The 23,956-nt window shown below is 71.4% G+C and carries 22 protein-coding genes and 2 pseudogenes; 14 read left to right on the top strand and 10 right to left on the bottom strand.

Annotated features, from left to right (window positions below; genetic code table 11):
- Positions 1-63: 63 nt before the first annotated feature.
- The 6 genes from RLT59_RS00725 to RLT59_RS00700 form a co-directional block, all read right to left on the bottom strand.
- The gene (locus tag RLT59_RS00725; protein ID WP_311307569.1) at positions 64-1,383 is read right to left on the bottom strand and encodes a nucleobase:cation symporter-2 family protein; all 1,320 of its coding nucleotides are present in this window, start codon (positions 1,381-1,383) and stop codon (positions 64-66) included.
- A 7-nt stretch (positions 1,384-1,390) separates the two neighbouring features.
- Positions 1,391-2,416: an isopenicillin N synthase family dioxygenase gene (locus RLT59_RS00720; RefSeq protein WP_311301536.1), complete on the bottom strand. Its 1,026-nt coding sequence runs from the start codon at positions 2,414-2,416 to the stop codon at positions 1,391-1,393.
- 214 nt (positions 2,417-2,630) lie between these two features.
- On the bottom strand, positions 2,631-3,956 hold the full coding sequence (locus RLT59_RS00715) for an amidohydrolase family protein (protein ID WP_311301535.1): 1,326 nt from the start codon (positions 3,954-3,956) through the stop codon (positions 2,631-2,633).
- Positions 3,953-4,648 (bottom strand): uracil-xanthine permease family protein, encoded by a 696-nt coding sequence (locus tag RLT59_RS00710; RefSeq protein WP_311301534.1) that lies wholly within the window; start codon positions 4,646-4,648, stop codon positions 3,953-3,955. Before RLT59_RS00710 ends, RLT59_RS00715 begins: the two co-directional genes overlap by 4 nt.
- A complete protein-coding gene (locus tag RLT59_RS00705; protein ID WP_311301533.1) occupies positions 4,639-5,289 on the bottom strand; it encodes a solute carrier family 23 protein in 651 nt (216 codons plus the stop codon). The genes RLT59_RS00710 and RLT59_RS00705 overlap by 10 nt, the downstream gene beginning before the upstream one ends.
- A gap of 202 nt (positions 5,290-5,491) precedes the next feature.
- On the bottom strand, positions 5,492-6,418 hold the full coding sequence (locus RLT59_RS00700; protein WP_311301532.1) for an NmrA family NAD(P)-binding protein: 927 nt from the start codon (positions 6,416-6,418) through the stop codon (positions 5,492-5,494).
- A 101-nt stretch (positions 6,419-6,519) separates the two neighbouring features.
- Between RLT59_RS00700 and RLT59_RS00695 the strand changes: the two genes are divergently transcribed.
- The 3 genes from RLT59_RS00695 to RLT59_RS00685 are packed head-to-tail and all read left to right on the top strand — an operon-like array spanning position 6,520 to position 9,524.
- Entirely contained in the window at positions 6,520-7,134 is a 615-nt protein-coding gene (locus RLT59_RS00695; RefSeq protein ID WP_311301531.1) for a TetR/AcrR family transcriptional regulator, read from the top strand.
- Positions 7,135-7,143: 9 nt separating this feature from the next.
- Positions 7,144-8,346 (top strand): DUF1266 domain-containing protein, encoded by a 1,203-nt coding sequence (locus tag RLT59_RS00690; protein WP_311301530.1) that lies wholly within the window; start codon positions 7,144-7,146, stop codon positions 8,344-8,346.
- Positions 8,337-9,524 (top strand): DUF1266 domain-containing protein, encoded by a 1,188-nt coding sequence (locus tag RLT59_RS00685; RefSeq protein WP_311301529.1) that lies wholly within the window; start codon positions 8,337-8,339, stop codon positions 9,522-9,524. The genes RLT59_RS00690 and RLT59_RS00685 overlap by 10 nt, the downstream gene beginning before the upstream one ends.
- 30 nt (positions 9,525-9,554) lie before the next feature.
- Here RLT59_RS00685 and RLT59_RS00680 read toward each other — a convergent pair whose 3' ends face one another.
- Positions 9,555-10,061: a cupin domain-containing protein gene (locus RLT59_RS00680; RefSeq protein ID WP_311301528.1), complete on the bottom strand. Its 507-nt coding sequence runs from the start codon at positions 10,059-10,061 to the stop codon at positions 9,555-9,557.
- A 138-nt stretch (positions 10,062-10,199) separates the two neighbouring features.
- Here RLT59_RS00680 and RLT59_RS00675 point away from each other — a divergent pair, with 138 nt between their 5' ends.
- The 11 genes from RLT59_RS00675 (at position 10,200) to ssuE (ending at position 21,373) form a co-directional block, all read left to right on the top strand.
- The gene (locus RLT59_RS00675) at positions 10,200-10,634 is read left to right on the top strand and encodes an RrF2 family transcriptional regulator (protein ID WP_311301527.1); all 435 of its coding nucleotides are present in this window, start codon (positions 10,200-10,202) and stop codon (positions 10,632-10,634) included.
- Between the two features lie 53 nt (positions 10,635-10,687).
- On the top strand, positions 10,688-11,551 hold the full coding sequence (locus RLT59_RS00670) for a DsbA family oxidoreductase (protein WP_311307568.1): 864 nt from the start codon (positions 10,688-10,690) through the stop codon (positions 11,549-11,551).
- Between the two features lie 554 nt (positions 11,552-12,105).
- The gene (locus RLT59_RS00665; RefSeq protein WP_311301526.1) at positions 12,106-13,680 is read left to right on the top strand and encodes an ABC transporter substrate-binding protein; all 1,575 of its coding nucleotides are present in this window, start codon (positions 12,106-12,108) and stop codon (positions 13,678-13,680) included.
- A gap of 95 nt (positions 13,681-13,775) precedes the next feature.
- Positions 13,776-14,804, top strand: coding sequence for an ABC transporter permease (locus RLT59_RS00660; RefSeq protein ID WP_311301525.1), 1,029 nt, complete (start codon positions 13,776-13,778; stop codon positions 14,802-14,804).
- 2 nt (positions 14,805-14,806) lie between these two features.
- Positions 14,807-15,697 carry an ABC transporter permease gene (locus RLT59_RS00655; protein ID WP_311301524.1) on the top strand — a complete coding sequence of 297 codons (891 nt, stop codon included), beginning with the start codon at positions 14,807-14,809 and terminating at the stop codon, positions 15,695-15,697.
- Positions 15,694-16,584, top strand: a complete 891-nt coding sequence (locus RLT59_RS00650) for an ABC transporter ATP-binding protein (RefSeq protein WP_399124578.1) — start codon at positions 15,694-15,696, stop codon at positions 16,582-16,584. The genes RLT59_RS00655 and RLT59_RS00650 overlap by 4 nt, the downstream gene beginning before the upstream one ends.
- Complete coding sequence (locus tag RLT59_RS00645; RefSeq protein WP_311301523.1) at positions 16,581-17,456, top strand: ABC transporter ATP-binding protein; 876 nt, start codon at positions 16,581-16,583, stop codon at positions 17,454-17,456. The genes RLT59_RS00650 and RLT59_RS00645 overlap by 4 nt, the downstream gene beginning before the upstream one ends.
- A gap of 40 nt (positions 17,457-17,496) precedes the next feature.
- On the top strand, positions 17,497-18,837 hold the full coding sequence (locus RLT59_RS00640; RefSeq protein ID WP_311301522.1) for an LLM class flavin-dependent oxidoreductase: 1,341 nt from the start codon (positions 17,497-17,499) through the stop codon (positions 18,835-18,837).
- A gap of 91 nt (positions 18,838-18,928) precedes the next feature.
- Positions 18,929-19,957, top strand: coding sequence for an LLM class flavin-dependent oxidoreductase (locus tag RLT59_RS00635; RefSeq protein ID WP_311301521.1), 1,029 nt, complete (start codon positions 18,929-18,931; stop codon positions 19,955-19,957).
- A gap of 1 nt (position 19,958) precedes the next feature.
- Positions 19,959-20,726, top strand: coding sequence for an alpha/beta hydrolase (locus tag RLT59_RS00630; RefSeq protein ID WP_311301520.1), 768 nt, complete (start codon positions 19,959-19,961; stop codon positions 20,724-20,726).
- 89 nt (positions 20,727-20,815) lie between these two features.
- A complete protein-coding gene (ssuE, locus tag RLT59_RS00625) occupies positions 20,816-21,373 on the top strand; it encodes an NADPH-dependent FMN reductase (protein WP_311301519.1) in 558 nt (185 codons plus the stop codon).
- 176 nt (positions 21,374-21,549) lie between these two features.
- On the opposite strand, the pseudogene RLT59_RS00620 reads toward ssuE, so the two are convergent.
- From RLT59_RS00620 to RLT59_RS00610, 3 genes and pseudogenes are all read right to left on the bottom strand, one after another.
- Positions 21,550-21,822: pseudogene (locus RLT59_RS00620) on the bottom strand (aldehyde dehydrogenase family protein); the annotation flags it as partial.
- A 2-nt stretch (positions 21,823-21,824) separates the two neighbouring features.
- Positions 21,825-22,987 (bottom strand): annotated as a pseudogene (locus tag RLT59_RS00615) (GAF domain-containing protein); the annotation flags it as partial.
- A gap of 115 nt (positions 22,988-23,102) precedes the next feature.
- A complete protein-coding gene (locus tag RLT59_RS00610; protein WP_311301518.1) occupies positions 23,103-23,696 on the bottom strand; it encodes an N-acetylmuramoyl-L-alanine amidase in 594 nt (197 codons plus the stop codon).
- Positions 23,697-23,956 lie beyond the last annotated feature (260 nt).

Here is a 23,956-nt window from a genome sequence, read left to right as displayed (position 1 = left end):
GGATCTCTCAGCGGATCCGCAGGCGGCGCCCGAGGTGGTTCTCACACCGGTTCACGGACGGAATCAGGCCGGTACGTCGACCGGTTCCGCGTGCCGAACGCGCTTCGGGCCCCTGCCGTTGAACGCCAGGTTCAGCCCGAACGCCACCAGCGTCGCGCTCGTCACGGGTGAGCCCAGCACGATCCCCACCCCTTCCGGGAGCCTGCTGTACAGATCGGGGGCCACCTCCGGGGCCATGCCGGCACCGATCGACACGGCCACGATCAGCAGGTTGTGCGTGCCGTCGAAGTCCACCGTGCGGAGCGTGCCGATGCCGACGGTGGCGACCGTCGCGAACATGACCAGGCCCGCCGCACCGACCACCGGCGGTGGCAGTCCGGCGACCAGCGCGCCCAGCTTGGGGATCAGCCCGAGCACCAGCAGCATGCAGCCCGCCACGGTGGCGACATGCCGGCTGCGGACCTTCGTCATCGTCACCAGTCCGACGTTCTGCGCGAACACCGTGTCCAGGAAGGCGTTCATGTCGCCGCCCAGGACACCGGAGAGGCCGTCCGCCGCCAGGCCGCGCGCCATGTCCGCGGTTGTCAGCTTCCTGCCGGTCAGCTCCGCGACGGCGAGGAGATCCGCCGTCGACTCGGCGAAGAGGACGAGCACCACGACGCACATCGAGAGCACCGCGACCGCGGGGAACTGTGGCGCACCGAAGTGGAAGGGAGCGCTGACGCCGATCCAGTCCGCCGTCCGCGCGGCCGAGGCGTCCACCAGACCGAACGGCACCGCGACCGCCGTCCCCGCCACCACGCCGAGCAGGACGCCGGTCTGGGCGAGGAAGCCGCGGCCGAAGTGGGCGACGAGGAGGATCACGATCACGACGAAGGCGGCGAGCGCGAGCCGCGAGGGCGCGGCGTGGTCGGCGGCCTTCGGGTCGCTGCCGACGATCAGGTTCACCCCGACGCCGATCAGCGCGAGCCCCACCACCGTGATCACCACACCGCTCACCAGCGGCGGGAAGAAGCGCACCGCCTTCGCGAACGGGTAGGCCGCCAGCAGGCCGAAGAGCCCCGCCGCCAGCATCGACCCGTACACCGCCTGGAGGCCGTACTCCCCGGCGCTCGGAATCATCGGCGTCACCGCTGTGAACGCCGCGCCCGCCATCACCGGCATCCGCACGCCCAGTATCCGGCCGACCCCGGCCCCCTGGATGATCGTGACGACGCCCGCGACGAGCAGATCGGCGTTGATGAGCACGGCGACCGTCGCGGCGCCGAGGCCGGCCGCCGCGCCGAACACCAGCGGCACGGTCACACACCCGGTGTACATCACGATCACATGCTGCAGGCCGAGCACCGCGAGCCGTCCGGGACCGGTGCTCCTCGTGGACATCGTCACGTCACCCTCTCCTCCAGCGTGCGAAGTTGGCGGCGATGCGCTGCTGCATGTAGTCCGCGGCCGTGATCGCCGGGTAGCGGCCCTCGGGCCCCTCGATCACCACGTCACGGTCCGCCTGCGCGAAGAACGCGATGCTGTGGCGGGCCGACCGGTCGTCGCCGGGGCCGGGCGACTTGACCCGGTGGAAGTTGGACGGCAGCCGGTCATCGCTCCACCGCATCAGCATGTCCCCGATGTTGCAGGTGATCACGGTGTCGGCCGGTTCGACCGGCGTCCACTCCTGCCCCGCTGCCTCCTTGCCGGGGCACACCTGCAACCCGCCCTGCCCGTCGCGCTGAAACAGCAACGTCAGACAGTCGAAGTCCGTGTGCGCACCCGCGCGCCAGACGTCCGCCGGGATCTCGATGTCCTCGGGGACCGCGAAGTAGTGCAGCATGCGCAGCGTCGACCGGTACTGCTCACTGGCCGGGTCGTGGGTGCGCGTGAAGAACCCTTCGGGCAGGCCCAGCTTGTCAGCGAAGCAGGACAGCACGCGCATCGCCAGTTCCCTGCACCGCGCCTCGAAGGCGAGGGTGCGCTCCCGGAAGCCGGGCAGCTCGTCGTCCGGCCACAGCCCGTCCATGTGCGGCCGGGTCAGCTGATACGACTCCTTCTGGTCCTGCGTCCCGATCGACGGACGGACCTGGGTCATCGACTCCCAGCCCGAGTTGAGTCCCTTTTTCAGGGCGTGCCGGGCCTTGGTCTCCTCCGGCAGTGCGAAGAACCGCTCGGCATCGGTGAACGCCCGGTCCACGGAGCTCTGCTCGATGCCGTGGTGCACGAGCTGGAAGAAGCCGATATCGGTGGCGGCGGCCCACAGCTGTTCGGTGATCTCGGCCTTGCGGGCGTCGAAGTCGCTGAGGTCGATCCTGCGGATCTCCCGGCCGGAGGTCTCCGTTCCGGCCCCACCCATGCGCGTCTCCTTGGCCAGTTCGGCCAAGCCGTACGTCGTCCCGGTCATCTCAGGCATCTCAGCTGTCTCAGTCATCGCGGTTGTCGCTCCTCGAAGCGATCGTGGGTCTCCGGGATGCAGTCACCGCCCCTGCACTCCCCACCGCGGACGCTCAGAGGCCCGCGGGCACGGTCGCGGCGGACCCCTTCGCGGGTCCGGCGCCGTGGGCTGGCGCGGGCCCCGTTGCCCCGGGACCCGCACGCGATGCGTTCAGCCTGCCCGGCGGGTGTTTCCGCCGGGGACCACGGTGTTACGCCGCCGTAAAGCTCAGCCCGGCCGCCAACTCCGCGGATGAGAGCCGGACATGCTCCCCGTCCCGCACCAGGACCTCGCCGTCGACCATGACCGCTGCCACGGTCCGGCTGCCCGCACACGTCAGCAGCGTGGCGCCCGGATCACGCACCGGAAGGCAGGCGTAGTCCCGGTCGAAGCAGTGCAGGACGAGGTCGGCCTGCATGCCGGCGCGCACGCCGTCCGGGCGCTCCTCCAGGCCGAGTACGCGATTCGCGCCGTTCGACGCCAGCGAGAACATCTCCGGGAACCCGAGCAGATCGGCCTTGCGGTGCGCGGCCCGTTGCAGATAGGCGCCGATGCGCAGCGCCTCCATCATGTCCTGGGTGTCGTTGCTCGCGGCTCCGTCGACGCCGAGCCCGCCCCGTAGCCCGGCGGCCAGCATCTCCGGCACCGGAGCGATCCCGCTGCCCAGGCGCATGTTGCTGAGTGGGTTGTACGAGATGCCCACGCCGTGCCGGGCGAGCGTCGCTCGGCCCGCCGCGTCGAACTCCACACAGTGCACGGCGAGCAGCCGCTCCCACAGGAACCCGGCCCGCTCCAGACAGTCCACGGCGCCGGCCCCCGTGTGTTCGCGGCACATGGTGTCGTCCGTCGTCGTCTCCAGGAGGTGCAACGAGACGGGCAGGCCGCGCTCGTCGGCGTACGCGCGCACGGCGGCCATCCCCTCGGGCGTCAGACACCGCGGATTGGGTACGGCGAGGCCCACCCCGACCCGGCTGTCACGCGCCGCCGCGATCAGCTCGTCGGTGTGCGCGAGCGCTTCCTTCAACGGCTGCATCAGCCGGGGGTCGAAGCCCCACCTGCGGCTGCGGTCGGCCCGGTCCGCGACGCCCCGGCACAGCACGGCCCGTATGCCGCTGTCGCGCAGCGCCCGCAGGACAGCGTCGTGCACCCCGGGCGACGGGTGCGGCCACATGTGCTCGACGAGGGTAATGGTGCCGCTGCGCAGCGGCTCGGCAGCGGCGGCGGCCGCGGTCGCGTAGGCCCGCTCAGGGGTGAGCAGCGCCGCCTCCTCGCCGACAGCGCTGAGCCACGCGAGCAGGGGCAGTCCCTCACCGATGCCGCGCAGGCCCGCCTGGAAGAGGTGGGTGTGGGTGTTCACCACTCCGGGGACGAGATGTCCGCCGGCTCCCTCCAGGATCCGCTGCCCGCGCGGGAGTTCGCCTGCCGGTACGAGAGCACTGATCCGTCCCCCGGCCAGGTGGACGTCCGTGCCGGCCCGCCAGCGGCCCTCGCTGAGGACGGTGACGTCGGTGATCGTGTCGATGCCGGGCGTCGTCATCGGGCGTCGTCCTTCCGGAGCCGGGGCATGTGGTGGAACAGGAGGTTCAGGGCGAAGGCGACGATGCCGGTGACGGCGATGCCGCTGTCCAGGATCGTGCGGGCGAACGAGGGGAGTGGGGCGTAGAAGTCCGGAGCGCCGACCGGGATCATCCCGAGCCCGAAGGCGAGCGCCGCGGTCAGCAGATTGCGGGAGTCGGCCAGATCCGCCCGTGCCAGGATGCGCAGACCGACCGCGCCGACCATGCCGAACATGACGAGTGAGACCCCGCCGAGGACCGGGCCCGGCACGGCGGCGACGGCCGCGCCGAGTACCGGCACGAACGCGAGCACCACCATCAGGAAGCCGGACAGCGCCACGACATGGCGGCTGCGCACCCGCGTCACGCTGACCAGACCCACCGACTGCCCGAACGTCACGACGGGGAACGAGGCCAGCGCTCCCGACACGATGGTCGCCACGCCGTCCGCACGGAGGGCCCGTACGACGGTGGGCGCGTCGTCGCCGCGCCCGACGATCTGCCCGACGGCGAGGGTGTCGCCGACGGACTCGACCATGTTCACGAGCTGTACGACGAGCATCGCGACGATCGCCGGGACGACGAACGTGGGCGCTCCGAAGGCGGTCGGATCAGGTGCCGTCACCGTGTGCGCCGCCGCGCCGCCCGACCCGTCGAACAACTTCAGGGGCACGGCGAGCGCGGTCCCCACGGCGAGGGCGACGAGCACGGAGACCGGGCCAGGGCGGGCGGCGCGAGCCGCTCCACCAGCACCACGAGAACCACGGTCGCCGCCGCCAGGGCGAGTCCGCGCCCGCCCGGGGCGCCGCCGTGGCCCCCGGCGACGAGCCCGGCCGCCGATGGCACCAGCGAGAAGCCGATCACGGCGATGACGGTCCCGGTCACCAGCGGCGGAAACAGGTGCAGCCACCGCCCGAACCATGGAGCGACGGCCGACGTCACCAGACCCGACACGATCGTCGCCCCGAACACGGCGGCGAGCCCGTGGTCCTTGCCGATCAGCACGGCCGGCGTGATCGCGGTGAACGTCGACCCCATCACGATCGGCAGCCGGGCCCCGACCCGCATCACACCGAGCGACTGCAACAGCGTGGCGAGCCCGCTCACCAGCAGATTGGCGCTGATGAGCAGCCGTATCCGGTCCTCGGGCAGCTCCAGCGCGGTGCCCACGAGCAACGGCATCGTCGCCATGCCCGCGTACGCGACAAGCAGGTGCTGCACGCTCAGCGGCACCAGGCGGCGCAGTGGCGGCCGGACATCGACGGGGTGCGGGCCCGGCGGCGCGGGCGCGACGGCATGCGTGGACACAGCCATCGTTCCTCCCTGAAAGCTCGGCGGAAGACGGCTGGTTAGCGCCGGGGGCGGCAGTGCCCCCGCGCACACCGGCCGTTCGCAGCTATGACCGGTGTGAAGGAGACCGTAGGGACGGAGTGTTTCCCCCGCGTTGCCGCCAGGAGTCCCGCACGTACGGCCCACACGTACGGCCTGTTCCTACGGTTGCCGAGTGTTCCGTGACCTACGCGGTGGGGCTCATGTACGTGCGCGCCCACGTCTCGAAAGTGGTCAGGGGGATGCCGAGGTCTCGCGCGTACTCGGGACGACCGGGCTGGCCGGCCACGTTGAGGTACTCGTGACTGGCGCCGGGCCCCGGCATTCCGGCCGCCTTGGCCTGCGTCTCGGTCATCTCTGGTGCGGGCAGGCGCGTGCCCAGTGCCTGGGAGAGGATCTCGGCGATCCGCGTCATCGACAGGTGGTCGCTCGCCAGCTCCAGTTCGACCTTGTTGAAGGTGTCCGGGTCTGCGACGGCTGCCGCGGCTGCGGCTCCGATGTCGTCGACCGCGACCAGGGACAAGCGGGTCTCCGGGTTCAGGACGCTGACCAGGCCCCCTTCGATGCCGCGCGGGAAGAGGAAGGCGCTTGAGGGGAGGAAGTTCTCCATGAAGAAGCCCGGCTTGAGGAGTGTCCAGTACGGAAAGCCTGCCGCCCGGACCAGATCCTGGATCGCGGCCTTGGCTCCGAGAGTGCCCTCCATCGATGCCCAGCGGCCCTCGGCCCAGCCAGGGGTCTCGGTGTGCTGTCCGGCCCCGGTCACGGAGGTGTGGACGAAGTGCGGCACGCCGGCCTCCCGGGCGGCCTCGATGAGGTTGCGCGCCTGAGCCACTTCGCCGTCGAAGTCGAAGCCGTCCCCGGTGAAGGCGGGCATCTGTACGGAGAACACCGCACGGGCGCCCGCGGCGGCGCGGGCCAGGGACGCGCGGTCGTCGAGGTCGCCGGTGACCAGTTCGGCGCCCAGTTCCTCGACTGCTCGGGCCCGCGCCGACGCGGCGTCGCGGACCAGGGCGCGGACGGGGGTTCCCGCGGCGAGCAGGGCGCGTGCGGTAGCGCCACCCTGCTTCCCGGTGGCGCCGGAGACGAGTACGGGTGCTGTGGTTGAGATCGGCATGGTCACTCCCTGAACGAATAAACGGCGGGGGTCGCCGTTTCGTGTTGGCTACAATATGCCAGACCCCGCCGTTTAGCGGAACGAGTCTGGAGAACCCCGCCATGTCCGCACAGCGCGCCGACGCCCGGCGCAACTACCTGCGCATCCTCGCGGTGGCGGAGGAAGAGGTCGCCGCACACGGCGCTGACGCGTCCTTCGAACAGATCGCGCGCACCGCGGGAGTCGGCTCGGCCACGGTGCGCCGCCACTTCCCCTCACGCCTGGCGCTGTTGGAGGCGGTCTCCCGTGAACGGGTCGAGGCCCTGCGCGCGCACGCCCGCGATCTGACGGGCAGTCCTGGCGGCGACCGGTATGCCGTGCTGATGGAATGGCTCGACGAGGTCGTCGCCTACTGTGTGCGAGCCCGCGGGCTGGCGGTCGCACTCTCCTACGACGGTTCCGTGCACGACAACAGCTGCTCGATGACACTCCAGGAAGCGGCTGGACCGCTACTGGGCGACGCCGTACGAGACGGCGCCATGGACCCGGATGTCACAGCGGCCGACCTGATCACATTGGCCGTCGGCCTCACGCTGGCCACAGAACATCACCCCGACCCCACGGCTTCGGCCAAGCGGCTGCTCCGGCTCACGACCAAGGGGCTGAGTCTGCGGAACCCGCCGTGCGGAGAGGGCATCTCCCGAGTCACCCTGCCGGCCTCCGGAGGCGTTCCGTAGGATCCGACCGTGACGACGGGAACAGGGACAACGGAGACAGGCGTACCGGAGACGGGCGCGCAGTCGTCCGGGTGGGAGCCGCCGACCGAGACCGAGCGGCTGCTCCACGCGACGGCGGCGGCCGGCGACCGCGACGCGATACTGGACGCCCTGGCCCGGAGCAGGCTCCATGTGCTCGTCGCCCGACTGCACGCGGACACTCCCGGCTACGCTCCCCTGCTCACCGCCCACCCGGACCCCGTGACACCGGGCCGGAGGTGTGTCACCGCGTACACCTCCGGCACATTGCCGCCCTGGCACCCGGAGTGGGTGTTCGAGACGATCGACCTCGACGGGCTCAGGCGCCGCTGGCCGGACGGGGTCCGGTGGCTGGTCATCAATCCGGGCACGCCCGGTGCCGTCACTCTCGCGGCCGGACCGGGACGTCGCCGGGCGTGGCAGAAGGCCCACGATCGGTCCGCGGGGCCGCAGACCGGCCTGCTGGTGACACACCGGGCAGGGCCGCTGCACGGACCCCTCGCGCACGGACTGGCCCTCGGCGCCCATCTCGCCGTGCACAACGGCCTCGTCTGGAACGAGCTGGGCGCCACCTACGAGGGGTACTCGACGGACCGCGCCAGGCTTCGCAACCCCTGGGGAGTGCTGGACCGCGCGGCCTACCGGCAGACTCTCGAAGCACTGCTGACCACCCGGCTCGTCGGCCGCACCTACGAATCGGTGCTCCGGATCCGTCACACCCTCGCCGGGCGCCTGGGCCGGACCCCCACGGTCCCGGAGTGGTCCGCCGCGCTCACCGAGGCGCTGACGCGCCGCCAGTCCACAGCGTCCGAGGCGGCCGAGTCCCATGAGGCGCTGCGGCTCGCCGTCACGTACGAGGGCAGACTGCGCGCGGACGGCGCCCTCGGCGCCGACGAGCGGGTCGACACGCTGGCCGCCTTCGACTACGGACGGGCCGTCAACGTCGTACGGCTCGCACTGGGCGCCCGCCTCTGCGATCCGCGCGAAGCCGAACAGGCCGTGCTGCGGATCGGCGCCCTGGCCGGGCAGGCGTACGGCTCCTGGTCGCGGTTCTCGCTCGGCTACTCGCTGGCCCGCGCGATGCACTTCGACGACGACGATCAGTCCGGGGTGACGTACGAGCAGTCACTCGCACAGCACAGGATCCTGACGCAGGACCCCAACAGCCCCTACAGGAACATCGCATGGTCATGAGTCCTCCGCCCTCGTACCCCGGCCACCCCGCCCACGGCGTCCCCTGGGTGTCGCCGTCGATAACGGAACATCTGCTGTACGAGGCGGGCGCGCGCGGTGACGCGGAGGCCCAACTGCGGGTGCTGGCCGGCGAGGAGCTGTACATCGTCGCGCCGAAGTCCGAGGCGGACGCCGCTCCCGACATGATCACCTGGCGCCCGTACCGGGACGGGACCGGCCGGAACTGCCGGCCGGTACTCACGCGTGGGATGCTGCCGCCCTGGCACCCGGACTGGGTGTTCCACGGTGTCTCCTTGAGGTGGGTGGCGGAATTCGACTGGCGCGACCCCAATGAACTGCTGTCGGTCAACACGGGGACTCCCGCCCAGATGTTCTTCCCGGCCACGTCCGCGCACCGCGCGATGTGGCGCCGCTACCACGCGGAGAACGACCGCCCGAGAAGGGACCGGCTGATCGCGCTGCGTCACGGGGCGCTGCACGGCCCACTGGCGTACGGGCTGGCGTGCGGGGCGCATCTGGCGGTCGGCAACGGCGTGCCCTGGAACGAGGTGGGCACCGTCTACCACGAGTACTCGTGCGAGCTGGAACTGCTCCGCGACTCCTGGGGCATCACCGAACCGGCGGGCTGGCGAAAGCAGTTGGACGCTCTCCTGGACGCGCGCAACAGTCCGGCCGAGCCCGACTTCGTACTCCGGGTGCGTGAACAGCTCAGGGCCGGACTGGGTGAGCAGCCGTCCGCGGACCTGTGGCGCGAAACCGCTGCCGGGCACGCCCAGGACATCGGGGTGGGCCACGACACGGTCAGGGACATCGAGGAACTCGTACGGCGCATCGTCAGGTACGAGGCCCGGTTCCGCGCCGACGGGCTGCTGCCGCCGGACGGCCGGGTCACCACGACCGTCGCCTACGACTACGGGCGGGCTGTGAATCTGGCCAGATGGGGGCTGTCCGCGAGATTCTGTGTCCCGCACGAGGCGGAGCAGGCCATCGTTCACGCCGGCGCGCTGAGCAGATCGGCCTACCGCTCCTGGGAGGACTTCTCGGCGGGGTACGCGCTGGGCCGGGTGCTGCGGTTCGACGGCGAGGACTACGGCGACTACTACCGGAGCAATGTCACGGCACACCGTCTGCTGACCGACAGTGAAGGCAGCCCGTGGCGGAACATTCCCTGGCGCTGAGCCCATCGGCCTCGTCCCCGGCCCCGGCCGTCAGGCCTGCGGGTCTCCGAGTACGTACAGCCCGGGGAGATTGACGACGATCGCCTCCTGCGTGCTGCGGGCGATGACGACCACGGCCTCCTCCGCCGGGTCGGGGTTCTCCTCCCGGTGCGGTACGAAGGGCGGGACGAAGATGTAGTCACCGGGGGAGGTGCGCAGCCGTACCTCCTCCGGTTCGCCGCCCGAGTCGACCAGGAAGACGAACTCGGGGTGTCCGCTGACCACATGGATGGCGGTCTCGGACTCACCGTGGTGGTGGTCGGAGGAGGAGGTCGCCGGGGCCACGTGGGTCTGGCCCATCCACAGCCTCTCCGCTCCGACGGTCTTTCCGCTGACGGCGGCGAACCTGCGCATGCCTCCGGTCTGGGCGGTGTCGCCGTCCAGCGCGTCCGCCCGGATGTGGTGCACCCGGCTGCGCAGCGGCGCGGCCGACTGGTCCGGAGCGTCGTGGAGGTGAGGGTGGAAGCCTTCACCGGGGGTCGTCAGCGGCTCACTCATGGCAGGGACGCTAGAGCGGCACGGAAAAGGATGTCAAGAGGTGTCCATTGCCCTTCACCTGCGGCAATGTTGCCGCAATGTAGGAGCGGGGCTCCGCGAAGCCCTTGCCGCGAAGGGGCCGTCGGGCATGATGAGGGCATGCATATCTCCGCGAAGGCGGACTACGCCACGCGGGCCCTCCTGGAGCTCGCCCGTGAGCCTGGCCGTCCACTCGCCTGTGAGGCCATCGCTTCCTCGCAGGAAATCCCGTTCCGGTTCCTGAAATCCGTCGTGGGCGAGTTGCGCAGAGCCGGTCTGGTGCGCAGCCAGCGTGGCTGCGAGGGCGGTTACTGGCTCGGCAGGCCGGCCGGCGAGATCGCCCTTCTGGACATCGTGCGTGCCGTTGACGGCGAAGTGATCACCTTGCGCGGCGAGCCCCTGGCCGCGCTCGACTACCCCGGCCCGGCCGTGGGCCTGCCCGGTGTGTGGCGGCGGGTCGAGGCGGAGGCCACGGCGGTCCTGGGCGGACTCACCCTGGCCTCCCTGCTTCCCGCGGGCGCGCTGGAGCGGCAGTCCGGGGCCGGTGTCTCGTGACGGGCGCCCCGCAACCGCCGCCCGGGGTGGAGGTGGTGGAGTACACCGATCCGATGTGCCCCTGGGCCTGGGGCTCCGAGCCCGTATTCCGCCGCCTGCGGGCCGCCCTGGCCGGCCGGGTCCGCTGGCGGCGGTCGTACGCCATCCTCTTCGACGTCGACGACGACCCACCGCCCGACCCGGCGGCCGAGACCGCCTGGTACACGAGCTACGTGGAGGAGATCAGCTCGCACACCCTGGCGCCCCGTGCGGTCCGGCTGAGCCGGGTCGCGGCCAGCTCCTGGCCCTCCTCGCTCGTGGCCAAGGCCGCGGAGCTCCAAGGGGCCGACGTGGCCGAGCGGGTGCTGCGGCGGCTGCGGGAGACCGTGTTCGTGCTCGGGGAACCGGCGGACACGGGCGCGCTCGCGCTCGCCGCGACGCGGGGCGTGCCCGGCCTGGATCCGGGCCGGCTGAGGACCGACGCGGCCTCGGACGAAGTGCTCGCACGGGTCCGGGCCGACCGGGCGGAGGCGCGCCGGCCGGTGCCCGAAGTGCTGTCCGTGCGCGACGGATCACCGCACCCCGGTGCGGCCAGGCCGACCCCCGACGACGGGTTCCGCTACGCGCTCCCGACCCTTCTGTTCCGCTCTCCGGCCGGGCACCGGGTGGTGCCCGGCTGGCGGCCCTTCGCGGCATACGCGGCGGCCGTCGAGGAGCTCTGCCCCGGCCTCCTGGAGACCCCTGCGCTCCGCTCCCCGGCCGAGGCCCTGGAGCGCTGTCGGAGCCTGACCGGGCCGGAGGTGGAGCTGCTCACGGGCGGGGACCGGCCGCCGTCGGACGCGGTCCGGGTGGATACCGGGAACGGGCCGCTGTGGCTGCATCCCGGGGAGGCCGCGGTGCACCCGGCTACCAGCCCCCGGCCCCCGGCGGGGCTCTGATCTGCGGTCGGAGACCGTTCCACCGAATGAGACACCAATTGGTGTCCATTGACAGACGCCGACGGCTGCCAGCAGGATGTGCACCATGCTCACGACGCACCCCGGTGTGGTGTGCCGATACGTGGATCTTCGGCGCACCTCCAGCGCACTCTGTCGCTGACCGGCCACCGCTCCGATCCACAGGCCCCGCCTGACGCCCGCCGACAGCACTGACTGCCCGCTGTGGCGCCGGGCCGCGCCTGTCCCCGCACTTCCTGCCGCTGTGCTCCGCCGCGCACCGTCGCGCACCGGATCCCGCACCCCGGTCCGTCCCTGAGTCCCGGCGCTCCTCGCGGAGTGCCGTCTCCCACGCACGGCCGGGTCCTTCCACCCTCCTCCCTTCCCGCCCCTGGCCGAGGGCCGGCCTGCCCGTGTGCCCGAGGCCTGCCCTGTCGCCGCTGTCCGCTTTCCGCACGCCCGTGTGCCGGCCAGCGGTCCGGCGCGGGTGCCGAACTGCCTCCCCTTCCCCGACCTCCCGTCCCGATCCGGGCCGGGACTGTCACAGAGAGAATGAGATGTCCCCTCGACTCACGACGCTCCGCCCCGGACGCCACGTCCGGTCGGCCCGACGGGCCGGCGGCCTTCGGTCCGCGGCCCTCGGAACCGCCTTCGTCGCTCTTCTCACCCCTGCCCTGAGCGCCTGCGGCGGCGACGTCTCCGCCTCGTCCGGCAGTGCCACGCTGAAGTGGGCCTCCTCCTACTTCCCCGCCCACTGGGATCCGGTGGTCTCCGGCAGCGGGGCTCAGTTCCGTGAACTCGCCTTGGTATACGCCTCGTTGACCCGGACCGATGAGTCCGGCCAGGCCGTGCCCGACCTGGCCGAGAGCTGGAAGTACAACTCCGCCGGCGACCGGATCACCTTTCATCTCCGCCCCGGTCTGAAGTTCAGCGACGGTGAGCCGGTCGACGCCACCGCGGTCAAGGCCGCCGTCGAACGGGCCAAGAAGCAGAAGAACTCCGCACTCTTCGGTGACCTGACGTCGATCAAGTCCGTGGACGCCAACGGACTGGACGCGGTCCTCCATCTCACCCAGGTCGACTACCAGATACCCCAACTGCTCGGCGAGCGCGTCCTGCAGATCGCCAGCCCCAAGGCGGCCAAGGACCCGGCCGGACTGGACCAGCACCCGGTCGGGGCGGGGCCGTTCGTCGTCAAGCAGCTGGTCCCCGGCACCAAGGCCGTCCTGACGAAGAACCCCGGCTACTGGGACGCGAAGAACATCCACATCGACGACGTCGAGCTGAACTCCGCCCCCGACACCTCGACGGTCGTCTCCGGCCTGCAGACCGGTGTCTACAACTTCGCGGACCTCGATCCGAGCCAGGCGGACGCCGCGAAGAAGGCCGGGCTGGACGTCTTCTCCCAGCCGGGCTTCAACGCCTCCAACATCAGCCTCAACGTCAACAAGGCGCCGTTCGACGACGACCGGGTCGTCGATGCCGTCCGCTACGCCGTCAACCGCAAGGAATTCGTCGACAAACTGACCTTCGGCTACGGCGAGGTGACCAACCAGCCCTTCCCCAAGGGGTACGTCGCCTATGACCCGAAGTCGGAGAACGCCTACCCCTTCAACCCGGACAAGGCCAGGAAATTGCTGGCCGACGCCGGTCACAAGGCCGGTGACATCAAACTCAGCCTGGTCGTCCCGGCCGAGGACCCGCAGGCCGAGATCGTGCAGTCGCAGCTGGCCGCGGTGGGCATCAAGGTGACCATCAAGATCGACAAGAACTGGGCCACCCCGTTCTTCGCCAAGAACCTGACGTTCTCGCTGTACGCGACCACGGGCCGCGACTCCGCCGTGCAGACCCTCACGGCCCACTTCGGCCCCAACGGCCCGCTCAACCTCAGCACGCCGTACGAGCCGGAAGGCTTCGAGGAGGCCGTGGCCAAGGTCCGCCGGACACCGCTGGACTCACCGGAGTACACCGAAACCCTGCGGAAGGCGACGCGGGCCGGCCTCGGGAGCAAGGCGCTGGTCTTCACGTACTCCGCGCCGAACCTCTTCGCCAAGAGCAAGCAGATCTCCGGACTGCCGAAGAACCCGGCCCATATCGACTGGACCGGTGTGACTGTCAACGGCGCCAACTGAGCTGGTCACCCAAGCCAACTGCGCTGTCATCCAAGACAACTGCGCTGTCACATAAGGCAACTGACATGCATTCGCTGAAGAGAGGGGCAAGCCCCATGACGACGAGCGCTCCACCGGTGGCTCCTGCCCGCCGTCGCGGGCTCGCCGCGGCCGGCGCCCGGCACGCGGCGGGCCGGGTCCTGGCCGCCCTCGGCCGGTCGGTCGCGATCTTCGTACCCGTGTTCCTGGTCGCGACGTTCGTGACGTTCGCCCTGCGGTCGCTGAGCGGCCTCAGCCCGGCGCGCATCCAGCTGGGCGAGGAGGCGACCCCGGAGGCGATCCACCGGATCGAGGCACAGTGGGGCCTCGACAAGCCCTTCCTGTCCCAGTACTGGGACTGGTTCACCGGAGTACTGCACGGCCAGCTCGGCACCAGCTGGGTCAACGGAGCCGACATCTCCACCCTGATCGGACTCGGACTGGGTGTCAGCCTGTCGGTCGCCACGTTCGCGCTGATCATCGGGGTGGTGGCCGGGTTCGGCCTCGGTACCCTGGCCGCCCTGCGGCGCACCACCGTCATCGACCGCGCGATCACCGGGTTCGTCACCGTGATCTCGGTGATGCCGGCCTTCGTCGTCGGCATCGTGCTGGTCGCGGTCCTCGCGGTCGGACTCCACCTGTTCCCCTCGGCCGGCTACATCCCGGCGGAGCAGGGCTTCGGCCCCTGGCTCGCCCACATCACCCTTCCCGCGCTCGCGCTGAGCTTCGACGTCATCGCCGACGTGGCCCGCCAGCTGCGCGCGAGTCTCATCTCGGCCTACGACGAGAACTATGTGACCGGCGCGGTGGTACGGGGACTGAGCCCCCGGCGGATCTTCTTCGGCCATGTGCTGCGCAACGGTCTCGGGCCCGCGCTCGCCACGCTCGGCCAGAAGTTCCCCGCACTGGTCGGCGCCTCCGTCGTCACGGAGTGGATCTTCGGCCTCCAGGGCTTCGGCAGATTCGCCAACGACTCCGCCCAGGCCGGTGACGTACCCGCCGTGCAGGGCGTCCTCGTGGTGTCGATCCTGCTGGTCGTCTCCTTCAACCTGATCATCAATCTGGTGCTGGCCCGCGTCATGCCGGCATCGCAGCGGGGGGTGTGACCATGGTGCGCCGCGTGCTCGCACTCGTGTCCGGCCGGATCGCCGTCGTCATCCTCGTGGTGATCGCACTGCTCGCGCTGCTCGGACCGTGGCTCGCTCCGCAGAATCCCCTGGCCACCAGCGACAACCCGCTCGCTGATGTCTCAGGCGCCCACTGGCTGGGCACCGACTACCTCGGCCGCGACGTGCTCAGCCGGCTGCTGGACGGCTCGCGCGTCAGCGTGCTCGGCTCGCTGGAGGTCGCGCTCATGGCCCTGGTCGTCGGCGCCGTGCCCGGCATCCTGTCGGTCTATCTCGGCCGGGCCTTCGAGTGGTTCACCCTCCGCCTGGCCGACACCCTCGTGGCCCTGCCGTTCCTGCTGTTCGCCATCGCCGTGATCGCCCTGCTGGGCAACGGCCTCACCCAGGCCATGCTCGTCACCGGAGCGCTCGTCTCGCCCCTCTTCTACCGGGTGTCCCGCGCGGCGACGCTGGCCGTCGCCCGCTCCCCGTACGTGGAGGCCGCGATCATCTCCGGCGCCTCGGTCGGCTGGGTCGTACGCCGTCACGTCTGGGTCAAGGTGCTCCCGCCGATCGCGATCGCGCTCGCCCAGACCATCGGTGTCGGCTTCGTCATCGTGTCGAGCCTGACGTTCCTCGGCATCGGCGTCCAGCCTCCGGCGCCCACCTGGGGCGGGCTGCTCGCCTCCGACCTGGGCTACCTCAGCCACCAGCCGTGGGCACCGGTGGCGCCCGCCCTCCTGATCATGATCACCGTCTGGGCCTGCAACCTCCTCGCGGACGCCATCCGCGATGTCTCCGGCGAGGCCGGCCGGGCCCTGGTCAACAACCGCAAGGCCCGTGCCAACCGCCTCGGGCGGAGCGGTCCCGTCCCCACCGGAGGTTCCCTGTGACGACAGTGTCCCCGCACATCGCTCGCGGGCAGACCGAGCCCGCCGTCATCGCCGCCCGGCCCGCCCCGGCGACCGCGCCCGTGCTGTCGCTCCGCGACGTACGTATCAGCGACCGCGTCACCGACCGGGAGATCGTGCACGGCATCACCTTCGACCTCACACCCGGCAAGGCGGTCGGCATCGTCGGAGAGTCCGGCAGCGGCAAGACGCTCACCTGCCGGGCCGCGCTCGGCATCCTGCCCGCGCACTTCGAGGTCTCCGGCGGCTCGATCGAGATCGCCGGCACCGACATCGCGACCCTCACGTCCCGGCAGTGGACGGCCCTGCGCGGCGCCACGATCGGCGCGGTCTTCCAGGACCCGGCGTCCTATCTCAACCCGTCGATCCGGGTAGGCGCCCAGATCGCCGAGGTCCTGCGGGCCAAGCAGGGGCTGAAGCGGCGCGAGGCACGGCACCGCGCCGTCGAACTGCTCCGGGCGGTGCGCCTGCGCGATCCGGAGCTGGTCTACAGCCAGTACACCTACGAGCTGTCGGGAGGCATGCTCCAGCGCGTGCTGATCGCGGCGGCCATCGCCGTCGAACCGCGCACCCTCATCGCTGACGAAGCCACCACCGCCCTCGACGTCACCGTCCAGGCCGAGATCCTCGATCTGCTCGCGGAGCTGCGGGAGCGGACCGGACTGGCGCTCGTGGTCGTCTCCCACGACCTGGCCGTCGTCGCCCAGCTGTGCGACGAGGTCCTCGTGATGAAGCAGGGCGACGTGGTGGAGCAGGGCCCGACACGGGCGGTGCTCCACGACCCGCGGCACGAGTACACCCGGCTGCTCATCGACGAGCACGAGCAGTACGGCCTGGAGAAGTTCCTCGCGCCCAAGGAGGCATCATGACCAACGAGTCCGCCGAGGCACAGGCAGCGGCAGCCGGTCGTGGGGGAGACGCCGGGCCGGTCCTCGATGTCACCGGACTGGACGTGCGCTACGGACGGGGCCGCCGGCGCCGGCACGCCCTGCACGGAGTCTCGCTGAGCGTCGCGCCCGGCGAGACCGTGGGGGTCATCGGTGAGACGGGATCGGGCAAGTCCACCCTCGCCCGCGCCGTCCTCGGCCTGGTTCCGGCCTCGGCCGGATCGGTCCTCATCGACGGGGCGGACGTGACAGCCTACGGCCGCCGCCAGTGGCGCGCCCTGCGCCGCCGCGGCGTCGTCCAGTACGTCTTCCAGGACCCGCTGCGCAGCCTCGACCCGGATCTCACCGTCGAGGACTCCCTGACCGAACCCCTGCTCGTCCAGGGCGTCACGCGTAAGGAGGCAACCGCGCGTGCCCGGTCCTTCCTGGACCGTGTCCACCTCGCCGGAGAACTCTTCGAGCGGTTGCCCGGCGAACTCTCCGGCGGCCAGCGCCAACGCGTCGCCGTGGCCAGGGCGCTGGTCACCGAGCCCCGGCTGGTCATCCTCGACGAACCGGTCAGCGCGCTGGACTCCGCCAACCGCGTCAAGGTCCTGGAGATCCTGAAGGAGCTACGAGGAACCGGCGTGGCGCTCGTCCTCATCTCCCACGACCTCGGGTCCGTGGCGGGGACCGCGGATCGCATCGCGGTGCTCTACCGGGGCGAACTCGTCGAGGTCGGTGCCTCCCCGGACGTCATCAACAGCCCCCGGCACGCGTACACCCGACTGCTCGTCAGCTCGGCGCCGACCCTGCGCACGGGCGCGGCCGACCGCTCCGAGCGCGAAGCCCTGCGCGCGCTGCTGAACGCCTGAGCACGGCGAACCCCATCCAGCCTTCTTGAGAGGAACAGCCATGTCCCGCACGATCCACCTCGCACTGCACCCCTACGGCGTCGGAGGCCCCGGACAGCACGGTCTGTGGAAGGACCCGCGCGTCGCCAAGAACGCCAGCATCGACATCAACTACTACATCCAGCAGGCCCAGGCGGCCGAACACGCGCTCTTCGACGCGCTCTTCATCGTCGACAGCCAGTTCATCAACAGCACCTACCCGTCGCACTACCTCAACCGGCTGGAGCCCCTCACGCTCCTGTCCGCGGTGGCCACCCACACCAAGCACATAGGCCTGGTCGGTACGGCGAGCTCGACGTACAACTCGCCGTTCAACCTCGCCCGCCGCTTCGCCTCCCTCGACCACATCAGCGGCGGCCGCGCCGGCTGGAACGTGGTGACCAGCTTCGACACCGGCACCTCCAAGAACTACGGGCTGGACGAGCACCTGGACTACGCGACGCGGTACGGCCGGGCGCTGGAGTTCGTCCAGGTCGCCAGGGGGCTGTGGGACTCCTACGAGGACGACGCCTTCCCGGCGGACGTGGAGCGCGACGTCTTCCTCGATCCGGCTCGGCTGCACGCCCTCGACCACGCCGGAGAGCACTTCAAGGTCGCAGGACCGCTCAACATCTCCCGCTCGCCCCAGGGCCAGCCGGTCATCTTCCAGGCCGGGGTCTCACCCGAGGGCCGCGATCTCGCCGCGCGGGTGGCCGAGGGCATCTACGCCCCGGGCGGCTCCCTGGAACAGGCCCAGGAGTACTACGCCGACATCAAGCGGCGCACGGCGGCCTACGGGCGCAATCCCGACCACATCAAGGTGTTCATCCACGGCGGCCCGGTCGTCGGCGCGACCGACCAGGACGCCAGGAACCGCGAACGGGAGATCTTCGAGGAGGACAACGACTTCGACAGCAACCTCGCGCTCCTGGGCCGCTCCTTCGGGGCGTACGACTTCGCCGGCCACGACCTGGACGCACCCTTCCCGGACGTCTCCCACCTCGCGGAGAAGGGCGGCCGCACCGGCGCCGCGAAGATCATCGAGCGCGCCCGCACGGAGAACCTGACGCTGCGCCAGGTCGCCGAGTCGGTCAACGCGTTCCGCCGCTCACCGTTCGTCGGAGCCCCGGAGACCGTGGCCGACACGATCGAGAAGTGGTTCGACGCCGGCACCTTCGACGGCATCAACCTCGCCTTCCGCAACAACGACGACCTCAGCCTCTTCGTCGACGGAGTGGTTCCCCTCCTGCAGAAGCGCGGCCTGTTCCGCACGGAGTACGAGGCCGACACCCTGCGCGGCAATCTCGGCCTCCCGTTCGCCGCCAACCGGTACACGCTCGATCGCGAGCTCGTCCGCGACTGAGCACGCCGAACGCCCTGAGCTCCGGGCCGCCCGAGGGCCCGGCCGCGTACGGCTGTTGAACACCGCCTGATCCCTGAAAGGCATTCACCTCATGACCGACGAGACACCGCGCTTCAGACTCGGCTTCCTCACCCATGTCCAGGGCCGGGGCGGCGACCTGGCCCGCACCTACCGCGATGCCCAGGAACTCTTCGTCGCCGCCGACGAGCTCGGCTTCGACGTCGGTTGGGTCGCCCAGCACCACGTCACCCAGGGCGGAGGCGGCCTGTCCTCGCCCTGGACCTTCCTGGCGCACGCCGCGGCCCGGACCACCCGGATACGGCTCGGCACCGCCATCACGATCCTCCCGCTGGAGGACCCGGTCCGCCTCGCGGAGGACGTCTCCACCGTCGACCTGCTCAGCGGCGGACGCGTGGAGATCGGCGTGGGCAGCGGGGCAGCCGCCGCCGAGTACGCCGCCCTCGGCAAGGACTTCGAGCGCAGGCGTGAGCTGACCAGCGAGAACCTCCGTGTCCTGCGCACGGCCCTGGCCGACGAGGAAGTGGGCGCGCCCGGCTTCCGAATCCAGCCGGCCGCCGCGGGCTTCGCCGACCGGATCTGGCAGGGCGTCTTCAGCGCCGGCGGCGCGGCGTACGCCGCGGCCGGGGGCTCGAACCTGCTCCTCAACCGGGCGGCCTACGGTTTCGACGCACCCACCGACGAGGTGCAGCGCCCCTGGGCCGACGCGTTCCTCGCCGCGTGGGACCGGCCGCGCCGGCCACGGATCGGCCTCTCCCGTTTCATCTTCCCCGCCAAGGACAGGCGCACGGCGCTCCGACAGATCGGTGACGACGTCCACCGGGCCGCCCTGCGCATGGCCGAAAGCGGCTCCTTCCCCAAGGGACTCGGCGCGGAGGAGGCGCTGCGGCGCTTCCACTCGTTCCACGGCGCACCCGAGGAGATCGTCACCGCGCTCCGGCAGGAGAAGGTCCTGCCCGTCGCGACGGATCTGATCACCCAGTTCAATCCCGCGGTACCCGACCACGACGCCGCCATCCGGGCCCTCGAACTCATCGCCACCGAGGTGGCACCCGCCCTCGGCTGGAAACCCGCCCCCGTCACCGAACCCGCTGGAGTCTGACATGCCCGAGTACAGCGACCACTTCGGCCCCGAGGGCCTCCGCGTCCGAGGCACCGTCCTCGTGGTGCCCGGCAGGGGAGAGACCCGGGCGGCCTACACCCGGTTCGGCAGGCGTCTCGCGGCCGACGCCTACCGGGTCCGGATCATCGACGCGCCCGAGATCGACGCCGACGACCTGACCGGCTCGCTGGCCGGCTTCGGTGCACAGCTCGCCGCGGCGCTCGAAGGGACCGCCGCGCAGGACGGGGCCGTCCGCCCCGTCGTGCTCGTGGGCGCCGACACCGGCGCGGCCGCGGTCGCCGCGCTGCTCGGCCAGGAGGAGAACCCTGCCGCCTGGCGTCCGGAGGCCGTTGTGCTCGCCGGGCTCCCGGGGCACACGGCCACAGAGGCCGGCGACTGGGACGAGGAACTCGACGTACGCACCTTCTGTCCCGCGCACCGGAGCACGCTCACCGAGGACGCCGGGGTCCGGCGGGGCTCTCTCCAGGACGCGGTCCCGGACGCCCTGCTCGCGGCGGCGTACGGCGGCGACGTGGGCGTCCCGGCGCTGATCCTCGTGGGCGACGCCGATCCGCTCGCCGACCGGGATGCCGTGGCCCACACGGCAAAGTCCCTTTCCCGGGCCCGCCTCTCGGTGGTCCGGGATGCCCATCACGATGTCCTGAACGACCTCCAGCACCGCTCGGTGGCGGCCGAGATCATCACGTTCCTGGAGACACTGCGCAACGAGCTGACCTCCGTGATCGCGGTCGAGTCCAGTGCCTGGTGAGTGCCGCCGTCCGGTCGCACCGCCCGAAGCCGCGTCCCGCCGGAACCGTCCTCCGGCCCCTCCGAACCCCCGACCCGAAAGGTGCCCCCATGGCCACCGTCCTGTCCGTCTCCGGAAGCCCCTCCCCGACCTCCCGAACCGCACGGCTCCTGCGTGACCTGGACGACCGGCTGAGGGACCAGGGACACGAGGTGACCTCCCTGGAGGTCCGCACCCTGCCCGCGGACGCGCTGCTCGGCGCGCAGTTCGGCCATCCGGCGATCGTCGCGGCCACCGAGCTGTTCGCGCGGGCGGACGGGGTGGTGATCGGCACCCCGGTCTACAAGGCCGCCTACTCCGGGCTGCTGAAGTCGCTGCTCGATCTGCTGCCCCAGTACGCGCTGACCGGCAAGACCGTCCTGCCACTGGCCACCGGCGGCAGCCTGGCCCACGTCCTGGCGATCGACTACGCGCTGCGCCCCGTGCTGAGCTCCATGGGTGCGGCGCATATCGTGCCGGGCTGGTTCACCCTCGACAAGGACATCAGCGTCGGCCACGACGGCGCGTTGACCGTGGCCCCGGGCTCCGCCGAGGCCCTTGCCGAGGTGACCGACCGCTTCTCCACCGCGCTGGGATCCCGTACCGCGCTCCTGGCGGCCGCGGAGTGAGCGGACGCGCGGCGATCGGCGGCTGACGGGGACCGCGGCGGCCCCGGTGGGTGTCGTCCTCGCCGGTGCTGTCACTCGGCGTCGGTGACCATCCCGCGCAGCCGCACCCGGGAGCGGCTGGGGCAAAAGGCGCCTGACAGGGAGAAGCCCAGGTCAGGCGCCTTTCCATGGTGCCCCTAGAAGAAGCCGAGCTTCTTCGGGGAGTACGAGACCAGCAGGTTCTTCGTCTGCTGGTAGTGCTCCAGCATCATCCGGTGGTTCTCCCGGCCGATACCGGACTGCTTGTACCCGCCGAACGCCGCGTGCGCCGGGTACGCGTGATAGCAGTTCGTCCAGACGCGGCCCGCCTGGATGGCGCGGCCCGCCCGGTACGCGGTGTTCGTGTCGCGGGTCCAGACACCCGCCCCGAGCCCGTACAGGGTGTCGTTCGCGGTGCGGATCGCGTCGTCGCGGGGAGGTCGTCCTCGCCCCAGGGGCGCGGCGCCCAGTCCGCCAGCAGCCCCGGATCACCGCGTGCGATCAGCGCGGCCCGCAGCGAGTCGTCGAGGCGGCGCCGCAGCCGTACGACCGACGGGGCCTGCGAACCCGGCAGCAGGGGGCCCGCGTAGGCGCTCATGGCCGAGGCGACCGCGCCCGAGGCCAGCCGCCGTGCGACCGTGTCGAAGTCCGCGTCGACGCGGGAGGCGAGACGGTAGGGGCGGGAGAGCAGCAGGCCGGGGCCGAGCAGGCGGCGCAGCCGGGAGAGTTCGGCCCGCAGTGTCACCGGGGTGACCGACTCGTCCTCGTAGAGCTCGATGAGCAGCTCCTCGCCGCCGATGCCCTCCGGGTGCCTGGCCAGCGCTACCAGGATCTCGCTGTGCCGGGCGCTCAGGCGGAGCCCCCGGCCGGCCACGGTCAGCAGCGCCTCGTTCCTGCCGAGCGCGCTCAGCCGTACGGTGCCGGCGTCCGCGGGGGCGGTGCGAGCAGGGCCAGTTGGGACTCGGCGGCGCGGGCGACGGCCTGCACGAACGCCAGGCTGTGCGGATGCGCGAGACCGTTCCCCCCGGTGATGTCGACCGCGCCCAGTACCCGTCCGGTGTGCGGGTCGTGCAGTGGCGCGGCAGCGCACGTCCACTGCTGCACCGGGCGCAGGAAGTGCTCGGCCGCGAACACCTGGACCGGGCGGTCCACGGCGATGGCCGTCCCCGGCGCGTTGGTGCCGGCGACGGACTCCGCCCAGCGGGCGCCCTCCACGAAGTTCATCCGCCCGGCCCGCCGTCGGGTCACCGGGTGCCCCTCGACCCACAGCAGCCTGCCGTGCGCGTCGCACACCGCCAGCAGGTGCTCCCCGTCCGTCGCGTAGGCGCTCATCAGCTCCCGGATCACCGGCATGGCACGGGCGAGCGGATGGGACTCCCGGTACGGGCCGATGTCGTCGGCGTCCGGATCGACCGGCGCGGCGCCGTCCGGGCAGACGCGGGCCCGCGCCGAGCGGCGCCAGGATTCACCCACCACCGGGCGGACGGGCCGTTCGAGGCGGCCGGCCGCGGTGAACACCTCGTGCGCGTGGCGCAGTTCGCCGAGCCGTTCACCGGGGTCCGCGTCGGCTGCCAGGGCCGGCCAGGGGTCCGTCAACTCACCCTCCCGTCCAGGGGCGCCGTACACCCCTCATCGTCGTCGCACCGGACGCCCGCGACAACCGTGGTGCGGCGAGGAATCGGGGCCTGGGCCGGGGCCGTCCGGCCGTCGGTCAGCCCGTTCCGAGGAGGTTGACGAGGCGGATGTACCGGACCCAGTCCCAGTTCGGACCCGGATCGGTGTGGTCGGTGCCCGGAACCTGTACATGGCCGAGAATGTGCGCGCGGTCCTTGGGGATGCCGTAGCGGTCGCAGACCGAGGCGGTCAGCAGCGCCGACTTCTCGTACATGGCGTCGGTGAAGTATTCGGGCCGGTCCACATAGCCCTCGTGCTCGATGCCGATGCTCCGGGTGTTGTAGTCCCAGTTGCCCGCGTGCCAGGCGATGTTCTGCTCCCTGACGCACTGGTCGATGTAGCCGTCCGCCGAGCGGACCACGTAGTGCGCGGAGACCTGCTTCGCCGGGTTCTGGAAGATCGCGACCGCGTCCGAGAACGTCTCCTGGGTGACATGGATGATCACGTACTGCACGGGATACGCCGAAGGGCGCGTCGAGACCGTGTAGTTGGAAGTCGAAGCGGGCACCCAGTGGGCCGACGGGTAGTCCGTGCCGCCGGCTGCCGCCGCCGCGGTGGCCCGTGCGGAGGCGGGGAGCAGCGTGGCCGCGGCTGTGGCCGCCGCGCCCTGAAGGATCCTTCTCCGGTGCATGTGTACTCCAGCTGTGAGTGGGGGGAACGGGCACAGGGGTCCAGGAAGAGAGCCAGGGGTGTCCGAGGTGGCAGGAGACCGTGTGTTCGGCGCGGCGGACCACCGTGGGGGAGGCTGCCTTCCGCCGGGCCCCCGGGCATCGGGTCGGGGTCGGTATCTCCTGTCCGATGGCCGGAACGCGTTGTCCGATGTACGGCCGAGCGGCTCGCGGGCCCCACGGTACGGGGGCCGCGCGAGCGGCGGAAGACGGCATGAGGGCG

Source organism: Streptomyces sp. ITFR-6, assembly GCF_031844725.1.
In the GTDB taxonomy this organism is placed as follows: domain Bacteria; phylum Actinomycetota; class Actinomycetes; order Streptomycetales; family Streptomycetaceae; genus Streptomyces.
The sequence above is the reverse complement of the archived record's forward strand: the minus strand, read 5'-3'. Positions and strand labels throughout refer to the sequence as shown.

What these genes read in the sequence shown, in the direction of transcription:
- RLT59_RS00670 (WP_311307568.1), top strand. Translation starts at nt 10,688, where the DNA reads ATGTGCCCCTGGGCCTGGGGCTCCGAGCCCGTATTCCGCCGCCTGCGG.
- RLT59_RS00685 (WP_311301529.1), top strand. Translation starts at nt 8,337, where the DNA reads ATGGTCATGAGTCCTCCGCCCTCGTACCCCGGCCACCCCGCCCACGGC.
- RLT59_RS00695 (WP_311301531.1), top strand. Translation starts at nt 6,520, where the DNA reads ATGTCCGCACAGCGCGCCGACGCCCGGCGCAACTACCTGCGCATCCTC.
- RLT59_RS00610 (WP_311301518.1), bottom strand. Translation starts at nt 23,696, where the DNA reads ATGCACCGGAGAAGGATCCTTCAGGGCGCGGCGGCCACAGCCGCGGCC.
- RLT59_RS00635 (WP_311301521.1), top strand. Translation starts at nt 18,929, where the DNA reads ATGACCGACGAGACACCGCGCTTCAGACTCGGCTTCCTCACCCATGTC.
- RLT59_RS00720 (WP_311301536.1), bottom strand. Translation starts at nt 2,416, where the DNA reads ATGACTGAGACAGCTGAGATGCCTGAGATGACCGGGACGACGTACGGC.
- RLT59_RS00640 (WP_311301522.1), top strand. Translation starts at nt 17,497, where the DNA reads ATGTCCCGCACGATCCACCTCGCACTGCACCCCTACGGCGTCGGAGGC.
- RLT59_RS00680 (WP_311301528.1), bottom strand. Translation starts at nt 10,061, where the DNA reads ATGAGTGAGCCGCTGACGACCCCCGGTGAAGGCTTCCACCCTCACCTC.
- RLT59_RS00660 (WP_311301525.1), top strand. Translation starts at nt 13,776, where the DNA reads ATGACGACGAGCGCTCCACCGGTGGCTCCTGCCCGCCGTCGCGGGCTC.
- RLT59_RS00715 (WP_311301535.1), bottom strand. Translation starts at nt 3,956, where the DNA reads ATGACGACGCCCGGCATCGACACGATCACCGACGTCACCGTCCTCAGC.
- RLT59_RS00700 (WP_311301532.1), bottom strand. Translation starts at nt 6,418, where the DNA reads ATGCCGATCTCAACCACAGCACCCGTACTCGTCTCCGGCGCCACCGGG.
- RLT59_RS00675 (WP_311301527.1), top strand. Translation starts at nt 10,200, where the DNA reads ATGCATATCTCCGCGAAGGCGGACTACGCCACGCGGGCCCTCCTGGAG.
- RLT59_RS00630 (WP_311301520.1), top strand. Translation starts at nt 19,959, where the DNA reads ATGCCCGAGTACAGCGACCACTTCGGCCCCGAGGGCCTCCGCGTCCGA.
- ssuE (WP_311301519.1), top strand. Translation starts at nt 20,816, where the DNA reads ATGGCCACCGTCCTGTCCGTCTCCGGAAGCCCCTCCCCGACCTCCCGA.
- RLT59_RS00705 (WP_311301533.1), bottom strand. Translation starts at nt 5,289, where the DNA reads ATGGCTGTGTCCACGCATGCCGTCGCGCCCGCGCCGCCGGGCCCGCAC.
- RLT59_RS00665 (WP_311301526.1), top strand. Translation starts at nt 12,106, where the DNA reads ATGTCCCCTCGACTCACGACGCTCCGCCCCGGACGCCACGTCCGGTCG.
- RLT59_RS00645 (WP_311301523.1), top strand. Translation starts at nt 16,581, where the DNA reads ATGACCAACGAGTCCGCCGAGGCACAGGCAGCGGCAGCCGGTCGTGGG.
- RLT59_RS00725 (WP_311307569.1), bottom strand. Translation starts at nt 1,383, where the DNA reads ATGTCCACGAGGAGCACCGGTCCCGGACGGCTCGCGGTGCTCGGCCTG.
- RLT59_RS00655 (WP_311301524.1), top strand. Translation starts at nt 14,807, where the DNA reads ATGGTGCGCCGCGTGCTCGCACTCGTGTCCGGCCGGATCGCCGTCGTC.